The organism is Paenibacillus sp. FSL R7-0272, assembly GCF_037969905.1.
Classification (GTDB): Bacteria; Bacillota; Bacilli; order Paenibacillales; family Paenibacillaceae; genus Paenibacillus; species Paenibacillus polysaccharolyticus.
The window spans coordinates 2745773-2770135 of record NZ_CP150221.1; the positions used below are offsets into that span (position 1 = coordinate 2745773).

A 24363-nucleotide genomic window follows, 5' to 3' on the forward strand; every position below is an offset into this window, starting at 1 on the left:
GAAATATGAGGTGCACTAATATGATCCAACCCGTACTAAAAGATATTGTCATTACAGGAAATCCTAACATCCATGGCAAATTAGAGTTCACAGAAACAGAAGATATTGGAGATGACTTTTATCTGTCAGGTACTGCTTGCATCGGAACTAAAGATGGTGATGGTGCGGATTGTTTTGACTTTGGAATTATAACCCCAAAGGCGCTTGAAAGAGAACTAGGAGGTGGTGTAGATATCATATCAGGTTCAAGTTATTTTATTGTAAATAGGTTGGACTTTGAAATGATTACTAGAAAGATAGAACAGATACTACTTAAACATCAGAGGGAGACATGGGAAGAAGTAGCTAACAGTCTTGCTCCTTATTTCAGATGGGAATATACCGGTTCAGTACGCTTAAATAGTGAGGAAGAGCTTCTTGAGATGATTAGAAGACATCAGGAAGAGAGTCTTGATTAAAACACGTGTAGATAAACTGCCCCTGCATTCGTTTGCAGGGGTTATTTTTTATCAAGAATGCTTCGTTTGTATAAAAAAGAGTCTTCAAATGTGTATTGTGACCACACAGCTACATCATGTACAATTCACCTACAGAGTTATATGAGAATGATTATCATTATAAATTGGATTATTCGTTCTCATGATGACATCTACAGATTACACATGGGGGGAAAGCATGATGGCAAGACGGAGTAAAGGGATACAAAAGTGGTTAATGCTGTTATTACTCATGGCAATGGTGATATCAGGTTGTAGCGCTAAGACGGAAACAGCAGCACAACAAGGGGATACGAGCAAGAGCACGAGTGTGGAAACGGAAACTTCAGACGCTGAGACACGGGTCGTTCAGGATGAGTTTGGAGAAGTAACGATCCCTGTTCATCCACAGCGTATTGCGGGTATCTATGTTGAGGATTATCTTAAGACACTTGATATTAAACCCGTTGTGCAGTGGTATCATCCCACATGGGGAGTACAGGATTATTTGAAGTTAGATGCGCCAAAGTTTGATACGACAGGAAGCATCGAGGCACTTTTGCAATATAACCCGGATCTGATCATCGTCGATGGTGGGGTAGATGCTGCACAATACGAACAATATAACAAAGTAGCACCAACTTACCGTTTGAAGGAGAGTGTTCTTGAGGACTCCAATCAAGTATTGAAGACAATCGCCGATATTGTGGGACAGCCTGAAAAAGCCGCTGCATTTGAACAGCAATTCAAACAAAAAGTTGCAGACGCGAAAGCAAAATTACAACAAACCATCGGAAATGAGACGGTTGCGGTTGTAAGGTTAAATGTTGCGGACAAAGGACTGGCGCTATTTGGGGTCAAAAATCGGTATACCGGATTTATTTACTCTGCGCTTGGACTTACTCCTCATCCGCTTGCACGAGATATGAAAGAGTACCAAGAGATTCTGTCCGAAGAGGCGATTCCGAGTCTGGATGCCGACCACATTATCGTGTTTCCTTCAAACGGAACCTGGAATTCTCCAGAAAATCAGGAGGCCATCCGTTTGTTGGACGGAAAACTGTGGCAGACGCTTCCTGCGGTCAAAAATAAACATGTTTACATGATGGAGCGGTCTCACTGGCAGTCCGGGGCAGTCATTGCGAATTCGATGAAGATTGATGATTTGCTGGAAAAAATGACACCATAACTTGTGAGTTGAATAGAGAAAGTTCTTCAGCATGGATTGAAGAGCTTTCTTTTTTCGTTTACACTAATTTTAATTGATAACAATTCTCATATAAGGAAGATGGATGCATAATGTACGCTTCAATACAGCACATCATTACCAAGCCGTGGCTCTGCTTCTTACAAGGCATACAATACGTAGATTATACATTTGAAACAAGCTCAACATATTCAGTTAAGCAAGCGGATGCTCATTCTTTCATTATTGTGGTGCAAGGAAGAGGCGTTCTAACGTGTTCTGAGGGCCAAACAAAGCTGGAACCGGGTTCTATAAGTTTGGTGTGTGCAGATATTTCTTTCTCTGTAACAGCTGATGTTGGAGAAGAAGAGGCGTTGACGTTTTATAAAATGGATATGAATTCCATGTCCGAAGACAGCTGTTCCGACAAAATAATGCCGATCCAAAACAATCTGGAGAAGCAGACTGTTAACCATGAATTATGTTCGATTCCTGACAACACAATATCCGTCATTGAGTATACATATACCCCTTGGAGTGCATGTCTGGAGTGTATAGAGCAGTTATATCGTCAGGAGTATGTTTCAGATGTGCATGACGTATGGGATGTGCAAATTCAGTTCCAACAGTGGTTCCGAAATGTCATTCGTCAAAATGATCCAGAGTTTCAACTGAATCATGATCGGACCCGTCTCCAGCAATCCGTTCAGTACATTGAATCGCATTACAGCCAAATGCTCACAGTGGATGAGTTAGCTTCGCGAGCTGGTCTTTCCAGAACAAGTTATACACGGCATTTCAAGAGATTAACAGGTCAGCTTCCCCTTGATTATGTGAACCGGGTTCGACTCGAACGGTCGAAACAACTATTACAAATAACGGATGATCGTTTGCATGATATTGCGAGTCATGTGGGATATAACAATGAGTATTATTTCAGTCGGCGGTTTAAACAATATGCAGGAGTTTCGCCTGGTGTGTATCGCCGCCATCACCGTCAGGAGGTGAGCGTGTTTGCTCCTTATCTGGAGGATTTTCTGTTGGCGCTCGGAGTAAAGCCAATATTGCAGAGTTCGCATCGAGCTTGGGGCAAACAACATTATTTACAGCTGGATGATGTGCCCGAATTTGACGTCAGCCAGCGGGATGCCGAGTTTCAGGCGGAGCATATACCCGAGTTTATCATGCTGGACATGGGATATAAAAAGTGGAATTTGGATCGATTCGAGCAGGTGGCACCCGTTTATTATGTAAATCATGACGGTGAAGATTGGCGTGCCATCTTGAAATCGGCGGCAGACGTGCTTGGTAAAAGCAATAGAGTACAGGACGTTATTGAGTTATATGAAGATAAAGCGACTGAAGCCAAAAGACATCTTCAAGGAATTATACGTAAAGAATCGGTTGCTTTTCTCCGTATATCAGCTTCGGAAATCACACTCTATGGTGATGAATGTGGTTATGTAGGCCCGGTCATCTATCGGGATCTCGGTCTTAATCCTCATGAATATGTGAGACAGTGGACACAGCGTGAGCGCAGAGTCAGCATTGGGTTAGAGCAATTAAGTCAGCTTGAGGCTGATCATCTGTTAATAACTTTTGACACGTGTGACTCATTAAGCTTAGGAGAGGAACGGCAACTGCTGGATAAAACGGAATGGAAGCAGCTCCCTGCCGTGAAGTGCGGTAATGTTTATGAGGTAGACTTTTTGACATGGATGAACTACGGTGTGATCTCTCATGGGAAGAAAATCGACGATATCTTGCGGTTTATAGGGTAGTATTGGTTATGCAAAAAAAAACAAACAAAGGCTCCTTCAGCTCATGCTGAGGGAGTTTTTGCTTTGCACGGAATCAAATTTAACAAAAAAACAGAATAACGTTCACAAAATGTTGAACCTGTAGTCTTTGAAGACGCTCCTGCAACATAACATTAGAGTGAAGGCAGCGCTGTTTTAAGGCCTAACGACGCTGCTAATTAATCACAGCCATGGACGGCAGATGGGAGAGTTGCAATGACTAAACGGGTAATGCTGTTGGGAGAAAGAGGTGCAGACGTGGAAGGACTGACGCATGGTGTGGGGGTAGCCCTCGCAGAACTGATGCAAGCAGGATGGTCTGTTCCAGCGGGAATGGTCGTTACGACGGATGGCTGTCGCGCATATTGTACCCGTCTTGGTCAACTTTCCGATGAAATCATGGAAGAGCTGGTTAGAGCCATCCGACATCTGGAGCAACAAACGGGTACATCTTTTGGAGGACCGAACCATCCGCTTCTGTTTGATATGCGATCAGATGAGGCTGGTTCTTCTTCGGTATCAGAAGAATACGCTATATCTTACGTAGGTCTGAATGATGAAACCGCCGAACATCTCGCTCACCAGACAGGCAATCGTTTTTATGCGCTTCAATGTTATCTCGCCTTACTTCAGCAGTACGGGCACATGGTTCATGGTATTCCTTATAAAATGACATTTGTGAAGACGGCAGATTCAGAGCCTTATTTTTCAGGAGAAGCGGAGCTTGAATCATTGATTAAAGAATGGAAGGATTTGATTCAGGGGGTCAGCGGAAGTCCTTTTCCACAGGATGTATTTTCTCAACTTCAAACAGCCGTTCGAGCGGTGTTCTCTTCTGCTATCAAGATGAATCATAGAGCTGGTCTCCTTGAGGATCAAACAAAGGAAGAAGCAATAAAAGGAACAGCAAACGGAGCAACAAGCAGGTCAGCCGTACTTATACAGGCCATGGTACAAGGTAAAGATGTCGATTATATAGGTTCAGGGAAAGTCTACACCCGTAATCCGGCAACGGGGGAACAAGGCATGATAGGAGATTATCTGCCGTCAAGAAGCAAGTCTGGAATGGTGCATGCGCTCTCTTACTTAAAAAGAAATAATTCAAAGCGCTATACAGATCTAGAGATAATCTGTACGGAGCTAGAGAGACGCACAGGAATAGTACTAGAACTTTCCTACGTGGTGAAGTCGGACTCAGTATGCATACAACATGTGCAACCTGCGAAATTAAGTTCATTGGCTACGATCAGAAACGCAGTCCATTTCGTGCATGAGGGGCTGGTTTCAAAAGAGGAAGCTCTCCTCCGAATGAGATCAGAAGATGTAACAGCGTGTATGCAGCAGGAGCTGCCCGAACTGAAAGTTTTGCTGGAATGGGCTGATGACATAAAAGAGTTATCCATTCTCGCCAAGGTGGAATATGTATCAGAGGCTGGACATGCGCGAGCATGGGATGCAGAGGGAATCGGGTTATGTGTAACCGAGACTATGCTGTTGTCTCCGTCCAGAAAGCCTTATATGCAGAAGATGCTCTTGGCGGATACGGAAGCAGATCGCAGGTGTGGGTTGGAACGATTGCTGCCGATGCAGCAGTCAGATATGGAATGTCTTTTTGAAGTGATGGACGGACGACCGGTGAACATTCAATTATTTGATTTTCCGCTGCAAGAGTTGTTCCAGGATGTAAATGTGCTGGAGCAGGATAGTAATGCTTCGACACTGATTTTATCCCGGATTCATGAAATGCAATTGGAGGCTATTTTCAAGGCAGCGGTCAAGAGTATCCGTAAAGGGCTATGGGTTCGTCCCGAAATCATGATTCCGCATGTGGAGCATGTACAAGAGATTCAAAAAATGAGAGCATTGGTGGATCATGTAGCGGATCAGGTGCTTGGTGAAGAGCGACGCCACTGTATTTATAAGGTAGGGGCTGCAGTTACCTCACAAAACTCTGCAAGGAAAGCAGCACAAATCGCGCGTTATGCAGACTTTATCTCGTTTGATGCAGATACTCTGACACAATCTATATACGGCAGCACTCGTGAGGAAACAACTGGGCGAGAGCTAGTGGACGAGGAGACTTTCCAGAGGGAATGTAGTTCTTCTCATACCTTTGATATAGAAGGGGTAGGCCGTTTAGTGGAGATGACAGCTACGCAAGGGCGAATTCGCAAACCACATCTGAAAACATCCATAACCGGTGAACATATACTAGATGCAGCGTCCATTTCGTTTATCCATGATATCAAGTTAGTGGCTGTATGTTGCAGACCCGAGCAGATTCCATGGGCTCGAGTTGCAGCAGCGCAGGCAGTCATTCGAGCATCACGCAACCATCAAAGCATGAAGAACGAGGATATATCCACGATTGCCTGAGTCCGCTATAACCTCAATGGAACAGTGACACGAAAACTGTTATACTGAAATATGCGTTTTGTAAAATGAACGTAAAATTTCAGATAAGGGTTGAAAACGACCATGTTTACATCGACGAATAAAAGCAAGCAGTCAACATCACGGACCTTATTTGCCGTCTTGTTTATTTTAATGCTGCTGAAGTTATCGCTTCTGCGTTATTTCTTCTTCAATGGGTTGTCGGGCGTGGGGCTGTTCACCGATGCTCTCGCTGCGCTTACCATTGTATGCGTGCTGGATTTAATTGTACCGCTGAGCTGGAAGCGCACGGTATACGGGGCGTTTAATGTTTTGTTCTCCCTGATTTTGTTTGCAGCCACGCTATATAATGCACACTTCAGCTCGGTTCCTACGTACACCGCGTTAAGTGAACTGGGGCAGGTTGCTCAGGTCAGAGGAAGTATCGGACCGCTGGTCCGGCCGCAACACTTTATGTTTTTTGCCGATATTATTCTGGCTATACCGTTCTGGTTGATCAGACGCAGACGTAGCAGAGGGGCTTATCGTAGCAGTTATCAGGAGAGTAGCCTGACATTTGGCAAAAATCGTAGCCGTTACTGGGGCAAACTGGGTGTTGCACTTACAGCGGCGTTCTGCATCGTTTTGTCTGGCAGCTTTATCGTCAAGGGGGAAACGATTGATAACGAGTTGGTACGTGCTGAAAATCTCGGTTTTCTGAACTATCAGGTGTCCTCGGCAATTCTGACGAGCAAGGAAAATGAAGCCATTGCGAGTGGCAATATTAACGAAACGATTGCCAAGATTAATGCATTGGTGAGCAAATATCCCTACCAGAACAAAACGGATAACGGTGCATTAGTGAAGGCCAAATATTTTGGTCAAGCAAAAGGCAGTAACTTGATTGTGCTTCAATTGGAATCCTTTCAAAATTTTCCGATTAACGCTTCGCTAAATGGTCAAGAATTAACGCCAGTCTTAAATAATCTTGCGAAAGAAAGCTATTATTTCTCTCATTTCTTCCAACAGATCGGTCAAGGAAATACATCGGATGCGGAGTTTATGTCGAATACGTCCATTTATCCTACAGGAGTTGTACCGATGTCAGCCGGGTATAGTGACCGTGACCTTCCAAGCCTGCCCAAACTGCTGGCGAAAGAAGGATATGAGTCTGAGACATACCACGTCAATGACGTAACTTTTTGGAACCGCAACAAGATGTACCCCGCCCTGGGTTTCACAAGATACTTCGATAAACCGAGCTTTACGAATGATAAATTCAACGATTTTGGGCCATCGGACGAAGAATTGTATCGGGTGGGTGTGGAAAAAATGACTGCGCATCAGGCTGCCAAACAGCCGTTCTATGCTCAGTTCATCACAGCGTCAAGCCATTCGCCGTTTACTGTTCCAGCCGATCGCGCACGTATTGAAATCCCGGCGACGATTACAAACAAACTGTTACATGATTACCTGCAAGCGATCAATTATACAGACTACGCAGTAGGTCAACTGATTGACGAATTAAAGGCCAACGGTTTATGGGATAATACAACGCTTGTGCTCTATGGCGATCACTTTGGACTACCGGAGGAACCAGAGATTACACAGCAGATTCAGGAAAACTTGAATATCCCTTACGATGGAAAAGTAAGCCGATTCAATATTCCGCTGATGATTCATACGCCGAAACAAACGAAAGGGCAAGTGATTGAGCAGCCGGGTGGTCAACTGGATATTCTGCCTACCGTCATGAATCTGATGGGCGTATCGCTGAAGCAAGAGAAGTTCACAGCGTTTGGGCATGACTTGCTCAATATGGATCACAATGCATTCGGTATTCGTTATTACTTGCCAACCGGTTCATTTGTGAATAATGACATCATGTTTATTCCTGGTGCAGGCTTTGACGATGGAACGGCATACTCGCTCAAAACCTATGAGCCAGTCACGAATCTGGAACCATACCGTTCCGATTACGAACATGTGCTCAGCTTGATGAAGCTGTCTGATGAGTACGTGAAGTTATTACCTAAACGAGCACCTTAATTTAAATGAGTTAAATAGTGCATAATGTCCTATAACGCAGCCAGCTAAAAACTGGCTGTGTTTTTTTTATTTTCTTTTCGACATGTCAGGAGAAAATGAAGAGTAAAGCAATGTAAAGTTTGAAACTGTAATTTTTAATGTTACAATGGACAAGTAAGCAAGAAGGAAAAGCACCTTTATTCTATCACTTCACTGACGAGAGGAATGAATATATATGAAATTGAGTGTACTGGAGCATGGACACATTAGCGAGGGTCGCCATGTACATGATGCCTTGCAGGAAGCTGTAACGTTAGCGCAACATGCTGAACAACTAGGTTATTCCCGATTTTGGATGTCCGAGCATCACGGCGGAGGTGCGTTGTCCTTTTCAAGCCCGGAAATCATGATTGGCCATGTGGCTGCCCATACGGAGCGTATTCGAGTAGGATCAGGAGGCGTTATGCTGCCGCATTACAGCGCGTATAAAGTGGCGGAAAACTTCCGTTTGCTTGAAGCTTTGCACCCAGGACGCATCGACCTTGGCATTGGGCGTGCACCAGGAGGTATGCCTATTGCCAGTAGGGCATTGAACGAGGGCAAATCATCGAATGTACAGTTTTTCCCGCAACAGATTGCGGATCTTGGTGGTTACTTCCACGAGCAGTTGCCTGAAGATCATCGTTTTGCTTCCCTTGTAGCCGGACCTTCCGTTCCAACGGTACCCGAAGTATGGCTCTTGGGGTCCAGCTCGGAAGGAGCAAGGATTGCCGCGGCGCAAGGGACTGCCTATGCATTTGCCCAGTTCTTTGGAACACCAGGCGGTGAGGAAGCGATGAAACATTATCGTCGCCACTTCAAACCGTCCATTCTAGGCGACAAACCTCACTCCATGATTGCGGTCTCCGCTTTCTGTGCGGAGACAGAAGAAGAAGCCGCTGAACTGGCTCGCAGCAATGAGTTATTTTTCCTGCGACTTGGACGTGGACTGGAACAGAAGTCCTTCCCTTCGCTTGAAACAGTGAATAACTACCCATATACAGCGATGGAGCTCGAACAGATTCGTCAGCGCCGCTCATTCTCCATCATTGGCACGCCGGATCAGGTGAAGGACAAAATTATTGCGATGGCTGAACGTCACGAAGCCGATGAAGTGATTATTGCGTCTGCCATCCATTCGTTCGAAGCACGTCTGCGTTCTTTCCGTCTGATTGCAGAAGCTTTCGGTCTGAATCAGAACTAAAGCAGGATTATACCTATAGGACCTGGAATATAAGTTTGGATAAGACGGGAACCTTGTTGACTTGGCTGCAGTTTTTGTTGCAGCAGGAAGACAAGGTTTCGGTTTGCATTTTGGGCTCAACCGGAAAGAGAGGAGATTCACTTGCGCAGATGTGTCATCAGTGACATTCACGGTTGTTATGATGAATTCAATGCACTGCTGGAGCAGGTTCATTACGACCCGTCGCAGGATGAGTTGATTTTGCTGGGGGATTATGTAGATCGAGGCCCTAAAAGCAAACAGGTCATTGAGCAGATTATGAAGCTAAGACAAGAGAACCAAATCGTTATTCTCAAGGGAAATCATGATGCCATGATGGTGAAGGCTCTGACCCATGATGTCGAAGAGTACGATTTACACTGGATTCGCAATGGCGGATTACAGACACTCGCGAGTTATCTACCCGTTTCGTATGATGGTGATCAGATGGACTGGCAGGGGTATGCTCAGGATAAACAATGGATGCGCTCTCATTATGAGCATCATCTGCATTTTCTGGACGAGCTTCCGTTGTCGTATGAAATTCCGGGATACATTTTCGTACACGCGGGCATTAACCCGGATGTAGCCGACTGGAGAAACCAGTCCGAACGGGATTTTCTCTGGATTCGCGAACCTTTTTACAGCAGACCTACAGCACTTCAGGAGATTGTTGTGTTTGGACATACCCCTGTGCAATATTTGCAGGATGAGCCTGGAATCTGGATGGACCCGCGCGGAGACAAGATCGGTATAGACGGTGGATGTGCTTATGGTGCACAATTGAATTTGCTGGAGATTAACGAAGCAGGTCGTTTGCAGACATTCTTTGTGAAAAAAGGATTGAATACGTTCGATCCTGAGCTGTAGTTTATCGTTATCGTTGCACAAACCTGGATAGATGTGCTAATTTATAGAGTTGTAATGTTATACTGTGCAATCATAAAAAGATACATATCCTATTGATGTGAGAGGAATGAAGCGAGTTTGGCTATCTATAATCTGGATCAACTGCAACACCATATTTTACTCTGTAACGGCGGAACATGCATGCGTAATGAGGGGGAAGAAGTCACTCAGGCGGTGCGGGACGAAATTGCGAAACAACAGGCCGGAGGATTCATTCATACAACACGTACCAAATGTAATGGCCGCTGTGATGATGGATGTGTAACCATTGTGTATCCGCAAGGGGACTGGTACGGTAAAATGACCCCGGAATCAGGCCGGGAGCTCGTGCAAGCCCTGTGTAAAGGTGACAAGCTGGACGGACATCTGATTACAAATGTAGCGAACACCCCTGCAAATTAGAACAGACGTGGATACCTGTTGATGATAATAAGCCAATAGCTTCTTCTTGATTCCCGGCGTTCGCTACTTGCGAAACTGGCCTTCATGTAATCTCTGATTAATTCGCTGTAAAGGGATTGGAATTAAGACGTATAAGCGCTATAATCAGTAAGGTATGATTCAAATAAGGATAAGATTAACTTAAACTCGAATTGACGGAGGGCTATGAATATGGAAAAAGTACTAATTTTCGGCCACAAAAACCCGGATACAGACACGATCTGCTCAGCAATCGCGTATGCAGACCTGAAAAGCAAATTGGGACAGGAAGTTGAAGCCGTGCGCCTGGGCGAAGTGAATGGCGAAACGCAGTTCGCACTGGATCAATTCAAAGTTGAAGCACCGCGTATGATCAAAACAGCGGCTAACGAAGTGAATAAAGTCATTCTGGTGGATCACAATGAGCGTCAGCAAAGTGTAAGCGATATTGAAGATGTAACCGTTGTTGAAGTCATTGACCATCACCGTATTGCCAATTTTGAGACAAGTCAGCCTTTGTATTTCCGTGCGGAGCCTGTAGGCTGTACTGCAACGATTTTGAACAAAATGTACAAAGAGAACGGCATCGAAATCAGCGCGCCGATCGCGGGTCTGATGTTGTCCGCGATTATCTCGGATTCCTTGTTGTTCAAATCTCCAACTTGCACAGAGCAAGACGTAGCTGCAGCACGTGAGCTGGCTGCTATTGCCGGTGTAGATGCAGATAGCTATGGTCTGGACATGCTGAAAGCTGGCGCAGACTTGAGTCAGAAAACAATTGCTGAGCTGATCTCTCTGGATGCGAAAGAATTCGCTATGGGTACAGCGAAAGTGGAAATCGCCCAAGTGAATGCGGTTGACGTTAATGATGTACTGGTAAAACAGCCAGAGCTTGAAGCGGCGATTGAAGCGATTATCTCCAGCAAAGGACTTGACCTGTTCTTGTTTGTTGTGACGGATATCTTGAACAACGACTCCGTTGGACTGGCTTATGGTGCATCTACTCAAGCGGTTGAAAAAGCATACAATGTAACGCTGACAGACCACAAAGCATTGCTCAAAGGCGTTGTATCTCGCAAATCGCAGATCGTACCTGTTCTGACAGAAGCATTTAACTCGTTGTAATTCGGGGGACACGCCACAATATTACGAGAAAAAGTCATCGTAATGACAGGTTGTTAATCTTAACGCAACGTATGCAATGTGGGTAACGTTTATAACAGCACACGAAATGTAGTCTAATATTTAAGCCTGCTCTGATCTTCAGTGATCAGGACAGGCTTTTCATGTCAAGGAGGAAGATGCATGGCTCAGATCATTAAAAATGAAAAGATCAAAGCTAACGAAGTGCAACTCACCGGTCTGAATGGAGAAGACCTGGGCGTCATGTCAACACGGGAAGCACTGGCACTGGCCAAACAGCATAAGGTAGACTTGGTATGTTTGTCCCTGATGACCAGCCCACCTCCGTGTAAACTGATTGGTGCGGGCGCTGCCCGTGAAGAAGCACAGCAGGCGAAGAAAAAGGCAGGCAAATCTCCGGATAAACGCAAAGTAAAGGAAATTCGCCTGCATCTGCAAATGGAGGATCATGACCGGGATGTGAAGCAGTCACAAGCAGAGCGTATTCTGAAAAAAGGTGACTCCGTGAAATTGGTCATCCAAGTGCATGGAGCCAAAGAGGGAGAGTCAGGCAAAGCCTGGGCAGAAGAACTGTGCAAAGCGTTGAAAGAACACGGCACTAAAACGACAGGAGTTCAGGTTAGCGGCAAGCAAGTTGTGGTTCAGCTTGATCCACCGAACTGATAACATATTGCAAGGAGCCCAATATCAAGTCAGCGCCATGGCTGCTTGTGATTGGGCTTTTTGCAATGTATGGGTTATTCTATTAATGACGCGTAACTGATCTCATGATCAGACATTCAAGTACGCAAATAGCGGCTGCCGCCCACTCGAACATACATTTGTCCAGGTAATACGGGTGTGGTTATGTCCGGGTTGTTGCCGGTGGCATTTTTGGCATAGCGGGATAAATAAAGGAAGTCTGGATATATGACCATATCCATTAAATAGGCCGAGGTCATGCTGCCGGGAAAACGAAAATGATTTAAGGTTCGAATAATTTCCTGACCGTTTGCAATGCCAATACCATGTCCGTAGTACCAGTTTTCCCTCAACATAATGGTGTTTTCACCTTGCCATTCAGGGGTTTTGGGTGACACGTCTGGATTTTTGAAATAAAGCACATCTCCAGGTAGTGCGAGTTCCTTGCCATTCTTTTCTGTCAAACGCAGATCACTGTCGTAATGCCAGTCAAATAGCAACAGATTACGGAATAATGAATTAAAGGCATCCTCACGGATGCTTCCAAGTACGCCTCCATAGAGTACAATAACGGTAGCGGTTGCACACTCGAACGCATATAAGCGTCCGTTTCTCCATATATCTCGGATGCCTTCTGCAGGTGTTACATCTGGCCTTAGCTCGAATCCACCCCGTGCATTTCGATTCCAAAAGGCAGGGTTACACCTGGAGTCTTCGAATGAGGCAAAGCTGACACCGCTTCGGTTCAACCCTTCGGCTGCATCAACAAGGGATTCTCTTAAGCTCCATTCAAAATGGAGATGTTCCATGGATTGATACACATACCTAATGGGGCGGTTTTGTAGCTGCTGTAACCAGTACCATTCAAATGCAGACCATTCGGATGGCGACAGTTGAATCGGTTGATTCGCAACAATAATCATGGGGCAATAACCTCCGTTCTTTCATGACCTGGGTGTGCTGAAAAGCTGAAGATCTTAACGTGTCGATTGTTGCCATGTTTTTTTGCTTTTGTTTCGTTTAACTATCGTGGTATTTGGGGTACTACTCTATAAGATATAGTTATGTTCAGGTCGATCTGTTCATACGAATAACATTTACATTCTCGGTAAGGGAGGATACGTAGTGTCGAACTCCATCACACAGAGCCGGTCTCTGTTCGAACAATTATACACACACGCGCCAATCGGCATTGCTGTCGCTTCTCATGTTAATGGACTGTGGGTGCAGTTAAATCCAGCTTTTTGCGAGATGCTTGGATCAACGGAGGAAGAACTGTTGCATACTTCCGTTGTACATATGATTTATGAAGAGGACCTCAGGTACGAAGAGTTTCGCCGTAATTTCTGGGAAATGACCAACGGTGAACAGCCGATGTATGAAACAGAGGTGCGCCTGAAACGAAAAAACGGCACGTTGCTGTGGGCAACAATCAGAGCTTGCATTGTCCGGGACGAGGTAAGCGGAGAGCCATTATATTTACTAGTACAAGCTGCAGACATTACGAAGCAAAAAGAGGCGGAAGAAACGCTTCTTAATCAGCGTCAACAACTGGAAGAAAGTAGTCGTATTTCGCGCATCCTGGCTGAATCATCCATGGATCTGATTGCAATTCACGAAGCGGATGCCGAGCGCACGTTCAAATATGTATCACATGCCAGCAGAAAAATGCTCGGTTACGAGCCTGAAGAAATGATCGGACGCTCAGGAATGTTCTGTATTCATCAGGACGATATCCCGGCTGTAAAGGCTTATATCCGCCGTCAGATGATCGGGCTCACTCCGGAGCGGATTAGTTATCGTCTAGTGCACAAAGATGGTTCCCTTGTATGGGCGGATACGCTGACTCATTATGTTTGTGACGAGTCGGGAAATTTGCAAGAGATGGTTGCAGTCACACGTGATATTACAGAAAGCAAACAGCAACAATTGAATTTGCAGGAGTACAAGTCGTTGTTTGATTGTAATCCGCTTGGTGTGGCATCTCTGGATCTGGACGGGAACTTGCTGAAAGCGAATGTTGGGCAGGAGCAATTAACAGGGCATAGCAAAGAAGAACTGTTAAGCCGACCTTTTGATCATCTGATTGATCCGGTCGACTTGGAGAAGACGCGTTATCATTTTGAAGAATCGGTCAAGGGTGTAGCGCAGCGTTATGAGATTGGTCTGATTCATAAGGATGGACAACGAATCGAGACAAGTGTAATCAACGTTCCTATTTTATTAGAAGATAAAGTGGTTGGTGTCTATGGCATTACGAGTGATGTTACAGCAGCCAAACGTTACGTCGAAGAGATTGAAAATTTAAGTTATGAAAGAGCACTGATCTTGAATGGAATGTCCGAAGGTGTGATTGGGCTGGATCTGGATGGAAACGTGAATTTTGCCAATCCTGCAGCGGCGGAGATGATGAATATCTGTCCGAGTGAGATGAACGGTAAACCTTTGGAAAAAATGATGATACAGATGCAGAGCGAGGGCATTCCATATCCGACGAACGGCACACCTATTTTGCGGGCTGTGCGTGAAGGTAGGGCCTTGCCTCGTACAGAATCCGTATTTTGGCGTCAGGACGGATCGAGTTTTCTTGCAGAGTTCCAACTGAAGCCGATTATGGATCAAGGGAAAACACGTGGTGCTGTGCTGGTCTTCCGTGATATGACTTCGGTAAAAGAAATCATTCGTGCCAAGGAAGCAGCAGAGCATGCGGATCGTGCAAAATCCGAGTTTCTTGCCATTATGAGCCACGAGCTTCGTACACCGCTAAACGGGATTATGGGAATGGCACATCTTTTGATGGAAACGGAGCTGAATGAGGAGCAACAGGGATTTGCCGAGATCATGATTGATAGCGGGGAGTCGCTACTCTATATTTTGAATGAAATACTGGATTTCAGTAAAATCGAAGCAGGCAAAATGGATCTGGAACAGGGGCCAGTAGATATTCGGGACATGTTAGGCAGTGTAATAGAGCTGTTCTCCATTAAAGCCTCTGAGAAGAATATTGAGCTGTACAGTGAAATATCGGATCACATTCCGGAACGTGTATGCGGAGATGAGACAAGAATTCGTCAAATTCTGATTAATTTGGTGGGTAATGCTGTTAAATTTACTGAAAAAGGAAGCGTCACGATCGTTGCGGAGATGGATTCTTCGCAAGCATATGGTCCAGATCAGCTGATGCTTTCGTTTAAAGTCAAAGATACAGGCATTGGTATTGCATTTGATAAACAGCATCAATTATTTCAATCCTTCTCTCAGTTGGACCCAGCGATTAATCGGAAATTTGGAGGAACGGGGCTGGGACTTGCCATTAGCAAGAAATTAGTGGAGCTAATGGGCGGAGCTATCGGAGTTCAAAGTGAGATTGGGCAGGGGGCGGAATTCCAGTTTACTATTATGCTGGACAAGTGGAGAGAGGAGGAAATGGTGTCAGAAGAAGGTGAGGTTGCTGTCACGGTAGAATTGCCAGAGCGTAACCGCCTTGCACGAGGCATTCGGATTTTGATTGCCGAGGATCAGGCTGTGAATAGCCATCTTCTGGAGGAAATGCTTCGCAAATTTGGCGGGGTGTGCGATGTTGTGGAAAATGGAGAACAAGCTATACATTTGCTTGCAACTACCCCTTATGATCTGATTTTCATGGATATCCAAATGCCTGTGATGGATGGGATTGAAGCGACTTGTGAGATTAGGAAAATGCATCCGGAAATCCCTGTGATCGCTGCGATAACAGCCTTTGCAGGGGAGCGAGATCGGGAAGCTTGTTTGCAATGCGGAATGCAAGACTTCATAAGCAAACCTTTCCACTCTGCAGAAATTATCCGAGTGCTGAACACATGGGTACCTTATATTCAATCCCACCGGGGGAATTGGAATGATTAACTCAAAAAACCTGTAACTCCAATGGAGTACAGGTTTTTTGAAGTTTAAAGCTGCTGGCTTTTGTACGTTTAAGTGATTGACGTTACTACACTGTTTAAAAACTCCGTAATCAGGACCATCCTCCGATTAATCCTGAGAGTGTTACACATTCATCATCTTCCAATTCTGCAATCAGTGTGAGCTCTTCCTCATCCTTCGGATTCACCGAAAATAACTCACGGCGTCCGTCTTCGTGTTTGATGATGACTAACTGATTACCACCTTTTGTATGGAACTGGTACTTCACCCCGATACCAGGCAGGGCGCATTCCCGGATATTCATGAAACTTGTTCACCTCTTTAGTTTTTGCTTTAATCATCGTTAAACGTTCTCACAGTACGGATGTATTCTACTATCCATAACACCGTTTGGCAAGTCACAAATCTCATTGCCCGGAAGGGGTCATGAATTTTTTAGATCTGCAATCGAATTTTTCTGTCGTCTTGTCCGTCTGCGCCGCATGAAGAACCAGATGAGCAAGGCCAGGATCAACACAAGGCCTGCGATGGCCACTAACAGGATATTCCGAATATTCGGAATCTGTACTGTCAAATCCAGCTTATTCTTTTGCAAAGGAGAAACGTTCCAGATTAGCGTTTTACCGCCATCTTCTATCTGATCAGCATTGGAATCCTGGGCTTTAATCGGCAGAGAGAGTTTGAAATCAAAATTCACATCTTTTAACAAAAGCCGTTTGAGAAAACCCGGAACGCTATTGATCCTATCTTTAATATCCCCATCGGGCATGGATTCCATAAGGTCAGCATCGGCAAGGATATGCAATTGTGATGTGAAAAAACCTGGTGTCTTGGATTGTTCGATATGAATTCCTGGCGGTAGCTTCGAGGAATCGAATCCGGTCATGTTTCTTTTTTCATAATGAGTCGTTGCTTTCAACACGTTCTGGTCCGCCTGTTTGGTCACTTCTGTCTTAAAATTATTCCGTTCCAAGGCTTCAGCTAGCAAGGGCATTAGATTGTCTTGTCCAATTTTGCCAAGGGCCGAGTCCGACACACTTAGATTCAGATCCAGATCGGCCGTTCCATCTGTATTCACAGTTACATGGGCTTCTCCATCTGCACAGGCGGACAACATGATAAGCATGATGAGAAGCATAATAGAAAGCGATAATTGACGTATAGAAATGCGAGTTGACATGTGGAGCCTGCCTTTCTGCGTAGGTCTAGTGTGGTAATGTCCATATCTATCCAATCCAGAAGTATAGTATACAACGGAACGACCGGAGATGCGAACAAGATGTATAAAACGGGGTAAATGGTGAGATTACTATGGCGCTGGATTAAAAAAGTAAAGTAAAAGTGATGTTTATCGTTGATTAAAATTAAAGATTTCGTATTTTTGTCAATGTTCGGTTAATTCAAACGGCCATTCCGCGTGTACACTAAGATAGAGATGAATATACGGGCAAGGGAGGTACATTCATGACTTATATTATTATTCTAGCTGCGATTATGGTTGTGGGTATGATTGGAATGGGCTGGTTCTATAAGATTGTTGACGAAGACAAACATTAATTGTGGAACCATCCATAGGAACAATTGAAAAAGACAAGCCTATAAGCTTGCTTCGCAGATGCGAGGCGGGCTTATTTGATATTTATGTAAAAGCATTTGACCGATGGACAAATATTTTTCGTAAAGTTGGGATTTTTAGGCTTCACTTTTGTATAATAAGGGATAGCTTCTCGGGTTTTTCCCGAAATTTGCCAAACAGGAAAGGGTGTACATAAATGAAGTTTAGTGAATACACGTATACACGTCCCGATCTGGAACACATCAAGACCTCTTTCGGTGAACTGCTGAAGGGATTCGAAGCGGCATCTACAGTGGAAGAGCAGAGTGAATTCATGGACAAGATCAATGCTTTGCGTAACGATTTTGAAACGCAAGCACAGCTGGTCTATATCCGTCATTCTATTGATACCAATGATGAGTTTTATAAGGCAGAGAATGAATTCCTGGATGATAGTCAGCCTGTTGTTCAGGAATACATTACCGATTTTTACCGTGCACTGGTGAACTCCAAGTTCCGTGCAGAACTAGAGAAAAAGTGGGGACCCCAGCTGTTTCAGCTCGCTGAGCAAGCTTTGAAAACATTCAGCCCGGAGATCATTGAAGACCTCCAGAAGGAAAATAAACTTTCTACGGAATACAATCAGCTGATTGCTTCTGCCAAAATTCAATTCGAAGGCGAAGAACGCACGCTGCCTCAGCTTCATCCGTTTGAGCTGTCTACGGATCGTTCGATGCGTGAACGTGCTTCGGAAGCCCGATATACATTTATGGCGGAGCACGAAGCTGAATTTGACCGCATTTACGATGAACTGGTGAAGGTACGTACACAGATTGCGAAAAAACTGGGGTATCCGAGCTATGTGGAGCTTGGTTATGACCGTATGAACCGTACAGATTATAATGCGGAGATGGTCGCTAACTTCCGTGCGCAAGTCCGCGACTACATCGTACCTGTGGCGACCAAGCTCAGAGAGCGTCAGCGTAGCCGGATTGATGTCGATACGCTTTATTTTTACGATCAGGGTTTTAGTTTCAAAACGGGCAATCCAACACCCAAAGGTGATCCGGACTGGATCGTAGAGAACGGGAAACGTATGTACGCAGAACTTTCACCAGAGACCGATGTGTTCTTCCAGATGATGACGGAGAATGAATTGATGGATCTGGTTAGTAAAAAAGGTAAACAGGGCGGCGGATATTGCACGTTCCTGAACGATTACAAAGTGCCGTTTATTTTCTCCAACTTCAACGGTACGTCGGGTGACATTGATGTATTGACCCATGAAGCTGGACATGCTTTCCAGGTATATGAGAGCCGTAACTTTGCTGTGCCGGAATATAACTGGCCTACATTTGAATCCGCAGAGATTCATTCCATGAGTATGGAGTTTTTCACTTGGCCATGGATGGAGCTGTTCTTCAAGGAAGATACAGACAAGTACAAGTTCGATCATTTGTCCTCAGCCCTGTTGTTTATTCCATATGGTGTATCTGTGGATGAATTCCAGCATTTTGTCTATGCGAACCCGGATGCGACACCAGCAGAACGCAAGCAGGCTTGGCGTAACATTGAGAAGACTTATCTGCCGCATATCAACTACAAGGATAACGCATATCTGGAGCAAGGCGGATTCTGGCATAAACAAGGTCATATTTTCTCTTCACCATTCTATTACATTGACTACACGCTGGCACAAATCTGTGCGTTCCAGTTCTGGAAACGCAGTAATGAAGATATGAAATCAGCATGGGCTGATTATCTGACATTGTGCAAAGCTGGTGGTAGCCTATCCTTCACAGGTCTGGTGGAGCTTGCTGGTTTAAAATCACCATTTGAAGACGGCTGTGTATCATCCGTCATTGGTGAGATTGAAGCTTGGCTTGATAGTGTAAACGACAAGGCATTGTAATCGGAAAAGTAATCAAACGATATGACGGCTTAGACCCTGCGGGTGTCCAAGTCGTCTTTTTTATGATCAAAGAAACTATAAAATCCGGTTAGCTGTATGGGACAATGTAACATTTATCAGTTGATTGTGATTTATTTCACTATAGCTGGAAACGGATTCAGTTACAATAAAGGTAGTAAATCAGGGTTACAGGAGGCTGGTTCAGATGGCAACGCATGCATATTATGTCCCACCCGTGAATTTGATGGGTAGAGGGTGTTTGCAGGATGCAGCTCCAATGATTGGACAGATGGGTATACGTAAGGCTCTGGTCGTTACGGATCAAGAACTGGTTACGTCAGGTATTGCCGAACGTGTATTGTCTACGCTGCGGAAAGCAGGGTTAGACTATGTCGTATATGATGAGGTACAGCCCAATCCAACATGCGAGCAAGTGCATGAAGGGTTACAAGTATTCCAGAACCATGGCTGTGACGCCATTATATCGATAGGCGGAGGTTCACCGCAGGATGCTGCAAAAGCGATTGGAATCGTTGCTGCAAACGGTGGACACATCCGTCAATATGAAGGACTGCACCAATCCCGAACCAAATCGGTCCCGCTGGTAGCTGTGAATACAACAGCTGGTACATCAAGCGAGGTAACGATGAACTACGTGATTACAGATGAGGAGCGAAAAGTGAAAATGGTGATGGTAGACCGGAACTGTCTAGTTGATCTGTCGGTAAATGATCCAGAACTTATGCTGAGTAAACCTGCGAGTCTGACTGCTGCAACGGGTATGGACGCGTTAACCCATGCGGTTGAAGCGATGGTTACACCAGGCGGATTTACGGTTACAAGTGCAACGGCTGCTGCTGCGGTCAAATTGATCTTTGAATATTTGCCAAGAGCAGTGAAGGATGGGACTGATCTGGAAGCAAGGGAGTATATGACTTACGCCTGTTTCCTGGGAGGTATTGCTTTTAACAATGCGGGTCTCGGATATGTTCATGCCATGGCACATCAATTAGGCGGGGTATATGATCTACCGCATGGTGTGTGTAACGCGATGTTGCTTCCTTATGTTGAAGAGATGAATGCCAAACATGTGCCGGACAAATTCCGTCATATCGCCAAGGCGATCGGGATGGATGTAAAGGAGCGCACCGATGAGGAGTGTGCAGCATACGTCATTACTGCGATTCGGAACCTGGCCAAAGAAGTGGGGATTCCTGAAAAGCTGTCCGAACTTGGGGTACAGAACCCGGATGTGGAGTTGCTTGCAAGTAATGCAATGAAAGATGCTTGTGCACCAGGTAATCCGTATCAACCGTCCAAGGATGAGGTTATGAACCTTTTCCGAAAGATAATCTAGAACAGATTGAAGAGAAGCTTTTATACTACTCAGGTTTAGACTATAGAGAAATAAATAATGATACAATGGAGTCGCTGAGATCAGCGGCTTTTTTTGACTTGACTTGATTTGACTTGAATAGATATGAATTGTGGGATACGCTTACATCTGTTGTTGAAAAAGTTAATAATGTTGGCGTTACATACTATGTTGGAGACTCCAATGTATTTAAATCGTTGATGGAGGCCGTGATGAAACAGGATCAATTACATGTAAAAGCACCTGGCAACTGGATGAATGACCCGAACGGGTTTATCTATTACCGAGGAGAGTACCACTTATTCTATCAATACTTCCCGTATGGCCTGCAGTGGGGCACCATGCATTGGGGTCATGCGACCAGCCCGGATTTGGTCACATGGACGCACCATCCTATAGCCCTATATCCAAGCAAAGGGTATGACCAAAATGGTTGTTTCTCTGGAACGGCACTCGAAGTGCAAGGCCAAATGTTTTTATTTTATACCGCTGTCAAATACGATGTGCTCAATGAAGAGAACATTCATGTGATTGTGGATGATCAATTCGAGTCAAGTCAGGCTGTGATCATCTCGGAGGATGGCTATACGTTTGATAACCTGACCTCTAAGCAGCAGATCATACCGCCGATCGTCGATTCTGTTCTGGGGGATCGCACGCATACACGTGATCCAAAAGTGTGGAAGTACAGGGATCGGTATTATATGATTTTGGGCACCAAGACGAGAGATCGACAGGGCAAGCTTTTGTTTTATTCAAGTGAGGATCTGCTCCAGTGGACGTATGTGAACAGCTATACCAAGTCAGGGCTGGGGTATATGTGGGAGTGCCCGGATATTTTCAGTTTGTTGGATCATTCGAGTGGAGCCCAGCAGACTGTACTGCTGATGTCCCCGGAAGGGATTCAAAGCGAACCGTTGTATACAAGTCACGCGATGTGCAGTCTGGTTTCCTTCAAAGAAGAGAGCTGCGATATCATCATTCCGGATCAATTGAATATGGTCGATTATGGTGGGGACTTGTATGCGCCTCAGACGAATCTGGATGCAGCAGGGCGCCGAGTCATGGTAGCCTGGATGCGGATGCCGCTACCTGTGGAGAATCCGGGTGAGAAGCCGTGGATTGGCATGATGGCCTTGCCACGAGTCATCGAGGTCGAGGACGAACAGATATATTTCCGAGTGCATCCTGAGGTGGAGACACATTTTAAGACCCCTATCCCTGTCGAGCAGATTAATTATGCCAAGCCATTTCAATTGAAAGTTGTGTTGCAGGAACATCAGGTTCTGGATATTGGCGGTTATCGCGTATGGCTGGAAGACGGAAGAGTGCATACCGATCGGGCAGAGGTGTTTAGAGGCCTGGATCAATATGATCTTCAGTTTCAGACTCGGGAGCTTCAGGGGAACTGTGAACTCAACATTTTTGTAGAACCTAACTTGATTGAAATTTTTGTGAATCAGGGGCAGTACGTATTAAGCAATGTGGTATATGATCTGAAAGCTTATGTGAGCTATACGGGTGAATTGGAGTGTAAAATAGGATAAGTGCAGTGTTAGAGCCGGAGAAATCCGGCTTCTTTGATGCATACGTATTCAATGTGTCTATAGACATCTTCACAAATAAAGTCTAATGCGTAATAATGTAGGTCGGACTATTGGCAGCATATGACATGCATTTCAGGAGGCATCATGAAACTCAGCACAACTGATTTAAACCATTATTTGCGACAGTATGAGATCTATTTGAGTGTAGAACGCAATCTGTCTCATAAATCCATCAGAGCATATTTATCTGATCTGAATAGACTTGTAATCTGGCTTGATTCACATGTATTACACGAAGTAACTAGAGATAATCTGCGTAAATACCTTGAACAATTAACGAGTGAACAGACACTTAAAGACTCTACGATTAAGAGGAAATACATATGTTTTAAAGCATTTTTCAATTATCTCGTGCAGAACGGAAATCTGAAGGAATCACCCATTGATGGTTATGGGAAGAAATTCAAAACGGCAAGGCGCATTCCCAAGACACTTTCCGTCAATGAGATTGAGAAATTGTTAAATGCCCCCCAAGAGCATATGAAACAGTTACACACGATTTTTCGAAAGAGGATAAACCTTCGAAATGCCGCAATTATTGAGTTGTTATACGTCATCGGGATTCGTATTGGTGAATTGGTTAGTATAGATATTGAGCATATTGATCTTGAAGAGAGAACCGTGCTCATCTTTGGGAAAGGCCGTAAGGAGCGACTCTTATATATTTCAAGTGAAGAGGTTATTCAAAAGATTAAGAGCTGGCTCCAAGTTCGTGAGTACTTCGAACCTCAAAGTGACGCTCTTTTTCTTAACAAATACGGCCATAGGCTCTCCATATATTCTATAGAGGACATTTTTTCGAAATTTAGAGATATGTCAAAAGTAAGTAAAAATTCAACTCCGCATTATCTTCGCCATAGTTTTGCTACTCATTTGCTAAATAATGGTGCAGATCTGCGATCGGTACAGGAGATTCTTGGACATACCAATGTAAGCACGACACAAATCTATACCGAAGTCTCTGTGGAGCGAAAGAAGGATGTACTGTCGAGGTTTAATCCAAGAAATAATTTAAAAGTGTAGAGAAAAACCTCCAAATAACTATAAATTATTTGGAGGTTTTGTAGTGAATGAAATAGAGCGTTTAATAATGAATCTAAAAAATGATGTATCTGCTGAGTTGAAAAAAAGTATCATATCAGTTTGATATAATACCCGATCTAATACAAGGGAGATAAATAATTTTTAGTAAAAATTATTCGAATAACAACGAGTTCTTTAATGATTTAGAATTCGAAGAAGTATTTGACGGAAAAAAGCGGGACTTTTTTGTGGAAGTGTTTTTTAATGAGATTGAGTTTATAAATAAAGTACAACAGAACTTATTTTAGGAAAAAAGATTTAATCTTAATTTTAATATATTCAACATATTAAAAATCTTTAACCCTTCATTCTGTGAAATTTTCGACTCAAAGATTGACTTTTTTATCAAAATGATTAGAAATTTAGAGAGACTCATATTATCAATTGTAGCCGACAGCTGAATTTTTCATCCCTCAAACTTCTAATCTTTAATTACAGGATAACAAATCACTAGTCAGGATTACAAAAATCATAAAAGTTAGACCTGCATTGTTTCAAATGAAAAAAGATAGGACAAAAATGATAAATTAAAGTTTTATCATCTTAAAAGAACTGAATAACACTCAACCGAGAAATACAGGAAATTTTTTTGATTCAATAGTCTCATTGAAAAGAAGAAATTGAAGCCTTTAATCATCAGACAAACCTTATT

Annotated in this window: 18 protein-coding genes; 15 read left to right on the forward strand and 3 right to left on the reverse strand. The window is 44.2% G+C overall.

From position 1 onward, the window contains the following. Positions 1-20: 20 nt before the first annotated feature. From MKY23_RS12355 to infC, 10 genes are all read left to right on the forward strand, one after another. The gene (locus tag MKY23_RS12355) at positions 21-458 is read left to right on the forward strand and encodes an Imm8 family immunity protein (RefSeq protein ID WP_339838388.1); all 438 of its coding nucleotides are present in this window, start codon (positions 21-23) and stop codon (positions 456-458) included. 220 nt (positions 459-678) lie between these two features. Then, positions 679-1665, forward strand: a complete 987-nt coding sequence (locus MKY23_RS12360) for an ABC transporter substrate-binding protein (protein ID WP_339839396.1) — start codon at positions 679-681, stop codon at positions 1663-1665. A 401-nt stretch (positions 1666-2066) separates the two neighbouring features. After that, the gene (locus MKY23_RS12365; protein ID WP_339838391.1) at positions 2067-3443 is read left to right on the forward strand and encodes an AraC family transcriptional regulator; all 1377 of its coding nucleotides are present in this window, start codon (positions 2067-2069) and stop codon (positions 3441-3443) included. A gap of 234 nt (positions 3444-3677) precedes the next feature. Further along, on the forward strand, positions 3678-5837 hold the full coding sequence (locus MKY23_RS12370) for a putative PEP-binding protein (RefSeq protein WP_339838394.1): 2160 nt from the start codon (positions 3678-3680) through the stop codon (positions 5835-5837). Positions 5838-5939: 102 nt separating this feature from the next. Next, positions 5940-7883 (forward strand): LTA synthase family protein, encoded by a 1944-nt coding sequence (locus tag MKY23_RS12375; RefSeq protein ID WP_339838397.1) that lies wholly within the window; start codon positions 5940-5942, stop codon positions 7881-7883. 214 nt (positions 7884-8097) lie between these two features. Beyond that, entirely contained in the window at positions 8098-9105 is a 1008-nt protein-coding gene (locus MKY23_RS12380; protein WP_339838400.1) for an LLM class flavin-dependent oxidoreductase, read from the forward strand. 141 nt (positions 9106-9246) lie between these two features. Then, complete coding sequence (locus tag MKY23_RS12385; RefSeq protein WP_339838403.1) at positions 9247-9993, forward strand: metallophosphoesterase family protein; 747 nt, start codon at positions 9247-9249, stop codon at positions 9991-9993. A gap of 117 nt (positions 9994-10110) precedes the next feature. Then, entirely contained in the window at positions 10111-10434 is a 324-nt protein-coding gene (locus MKY23_RS12390) for a (2Fe-2S) ferredoxin domain-containing protein (RefSeq protein ID WP_154886199.1), read from the forward strand. A gap of 210 nt (positions 10435-10644) precedes the next feature. Then, entirely contained in the window at positions 10645-11577 is a 933-nt protein-coding gene (locus MKY23_RS12395) for a manganese-dependent inorganic pyrophosphatase (RefSeq protein WP_154886198.1), read from the forward strand. A 189-nt stretch (positions 11578-11766) separates the two neighbouring features. Continuing rightward, positions 11767-12258 carry a translation initiation factor IF-3 gene (gene infC, locus MKY23_RS12400; protein WP_154887349.1) on the forward strand — a complete coding sequence of 164 codons (492 nt, stop codon included), beginning with the start codon at positions 11767-11769 and terminating at the stop codon, positions 12256-12258. 116 nt (positions 12259-12374) lie between these two features. Here the strand turns inward: infC and MKY23_RS12405 are convergent, their stop codons facing one another. Next, positions 12375-13199 carry a protein-glutamine gamma-glutamyltransferase gene (locus MKY23_RS12405; protein WP_090920700.1) on the reverse strand — a complete coding sequence of 275 codons (825 nt, stop codon included), beginning with the start codon at positions 13197-13199 and terminating at the stop codon, positions 12375-12377. Positions 13200-13401: 202 nt separating this feature from the next. Here MKY23_RS12405 and MKY23_RS12410 point away from each other — a divergent pair, with 202 nt between their 5' ends. After that, entirely contained in the window at positions 13402-16161 is a 2760-nt protein-coding gene (locus MKY23_RS12410; RefSeq protein ID WP_339838409.1) for a PAS domain S-box protein, read from the forward strand. 109 nt (positions 16162-16270) lie between these two features. Here the strand turns inward: MKY23_RS12410 and MKY23_RS12415 are convergent, their stop codons facing one another. Together MKY23_RS12415 and MKY23_RS12420 are read right to left on the reverse strand one after the other, a co-directional pair. Beyond that, positions 16271-16483, reverse strand: a complete 213-nt coding sequence (locus MKY23_RS12415) for a hypothetical protein (protein WP_253495001.1) — start codon at positions 16481-16483, stop codon at positions 16271-16273. A 120-nt stretch (positions 16484-16603) separates the two neighbouring features. Further along, a complete protein-coding gene (locus MKY23_RS12420; RefSeq protein WP_339838416.1) occupies positions 16604-17359 on the reverse strand; it encodes a hypothetical protein in 756 nt (251 codons plus the stop codon). A 592-nt stretch (positions 17360-17951) separates the two neighbouring features. On the opposite strand from MKY23_RS12420, the gene MKY23_RS12425 reads away from it, so the two are divergent. The 4 genes from MKY23_RS12425 (at position 17952) to MKY23_RS12440 (ending at position 23651) form a co-directional block, all read left to right on the forward strand. Continuing rightward, entirely contained in the window at positions 17952-19646 is a 1695-nt protein-coding gene (locus tag MKY23_RS12425) for a M3 family oligoendopeptidase (protein ID WP_339838419.1), read from the forward strand. A 205-nt stretch (positions 19647-19851) separates the two neighbouring features. After that, complete coding sequence (locus MKY23_RS12430; protein WP_339838422.1) at positions 19852-21003, forward strand: iron-containing alcohol dehydrogenase; 1152 nt, start codon at positions 19852-19854, stop codon at positions 21001-21003. 113 nt (positions 21004-21116) lie between these two features. Next, positions 21117-22568 (forward strand): glycoside hydrolase family 32 protein, encoded by a 1452-nt coding sequence (locus MKY23_RS12435; RefSeq protein ID WP_339838425.1) that lies wholly within the window; start codon positions 21117-21119, stop codon positions 22566-22568. Between the two features lie 144 nt (positions 22569-22712). Beyond that, positions 22713-23651 (forward strand): tyrosine-type recombinase/integrase, encoded by a 939-nt coding sequence (locus tag MKY23_RS12440; RefSeq protein WP_339838427.1) that lies wholly within the window; start codon positions 22713-22715, stop codon positions 23649-23651. The last annotated feature ends 712 nt before the right edge of the window (positions 23652-24363 follow it).

Excerpts from the sequence above, each read along its gene's own strand:
- MKY23_RS12355 (WP_339838388.1), top strand. The coding sequence starts at position 21 with ATGATCCAACCCGTACTAAAAGATATTGTCATTACAGGAAATCCTAAC.
- MKY23_RS12360 (WP_339839396.1), top strand. The coding sequence starts at position 679 with ATGGCAAGACGGAGTAAAGGGATACAAAAGTGGTTAATGCTGTTATTA.
- MKY23_RS12365 (WP_339838391.1), top strand. The coding sequence starts at position 2,067 with ATGTCCGAAGACAGCTGTTCCGACAAAATAATGCCGATCCAAAACAAT.
- MKY23_RS12370 (WP_339838394.1), top strand. The coding sequence starts at position 3,678 with ATGACTAAACGGGTAATGCTGTTGGGAGAAAGAGGTGCAGACGTGGAA.
- MKY23_RS12375 (WP_339838397.1), top strand. The coding sequence starts at position 5,940 with ATGTTTACATCGACGAATAAAAGCAAGCAGTCAACATCACGGACCTTA.
- MKY23_RS12380 (WP_339838400.1), top strand. The coding sequence starts at position 8,098 with ATGAAATTGAGTGTACTGGAGCATGGACACATTAGCGAGGGTCGCCAT.
- MKY23_RS12395 (WP_154886198.1), top strand. The coding sequence starts at position 10,645 with ATGGAAAAAGTACTAATTTTCGGCCACAAAAACCCGGATACAGACACG.
- MKY23_RS12405 (WP_090920700.1), bottom strand. The coding sequence starts at position 13,199 with ATGATTATTGTTGCGAATCAACCGATTCAACTGTCGCCATCCGAATGG.
- MKY23_RS12415 (WP_253495001.1), bottom strand. The coding sequence starts at position 16,483 with ATGAATATCCGGGAATGCGCCCTGCCTGGTATCGGGGTGAAGTACCAG.
- MKY23_RS12420 (WP_339838416.1), bottom strand. The coding sequence starts at position 17,359 with ATGTCAACTCGCATTTCTATACGTCAATTATCGCTTTCTATTATGCTT.
- MKY23_RS12425 (WP_339838419.1), top strand. The coding sequence starts at position 17,952 with ATGAAGTTTAGTGAATACACGTATACACGTCCCGATCTGGAACACATC.
- MKY23_RS12430 (WP_339838422.1), top strand. The coding sequence starts at position 19,852 with ATGGCAACGCATGCATATTATGTCCCACCCGTGAATTTGATGGGTAGA.
- MKY23_RS12440 (WP_339838427.1), top strand. The coding sequence starts at position 22,713 with ATGAAACTCAGCACAACTGATTTAAACCATTATTTGCGACAGTATGAG.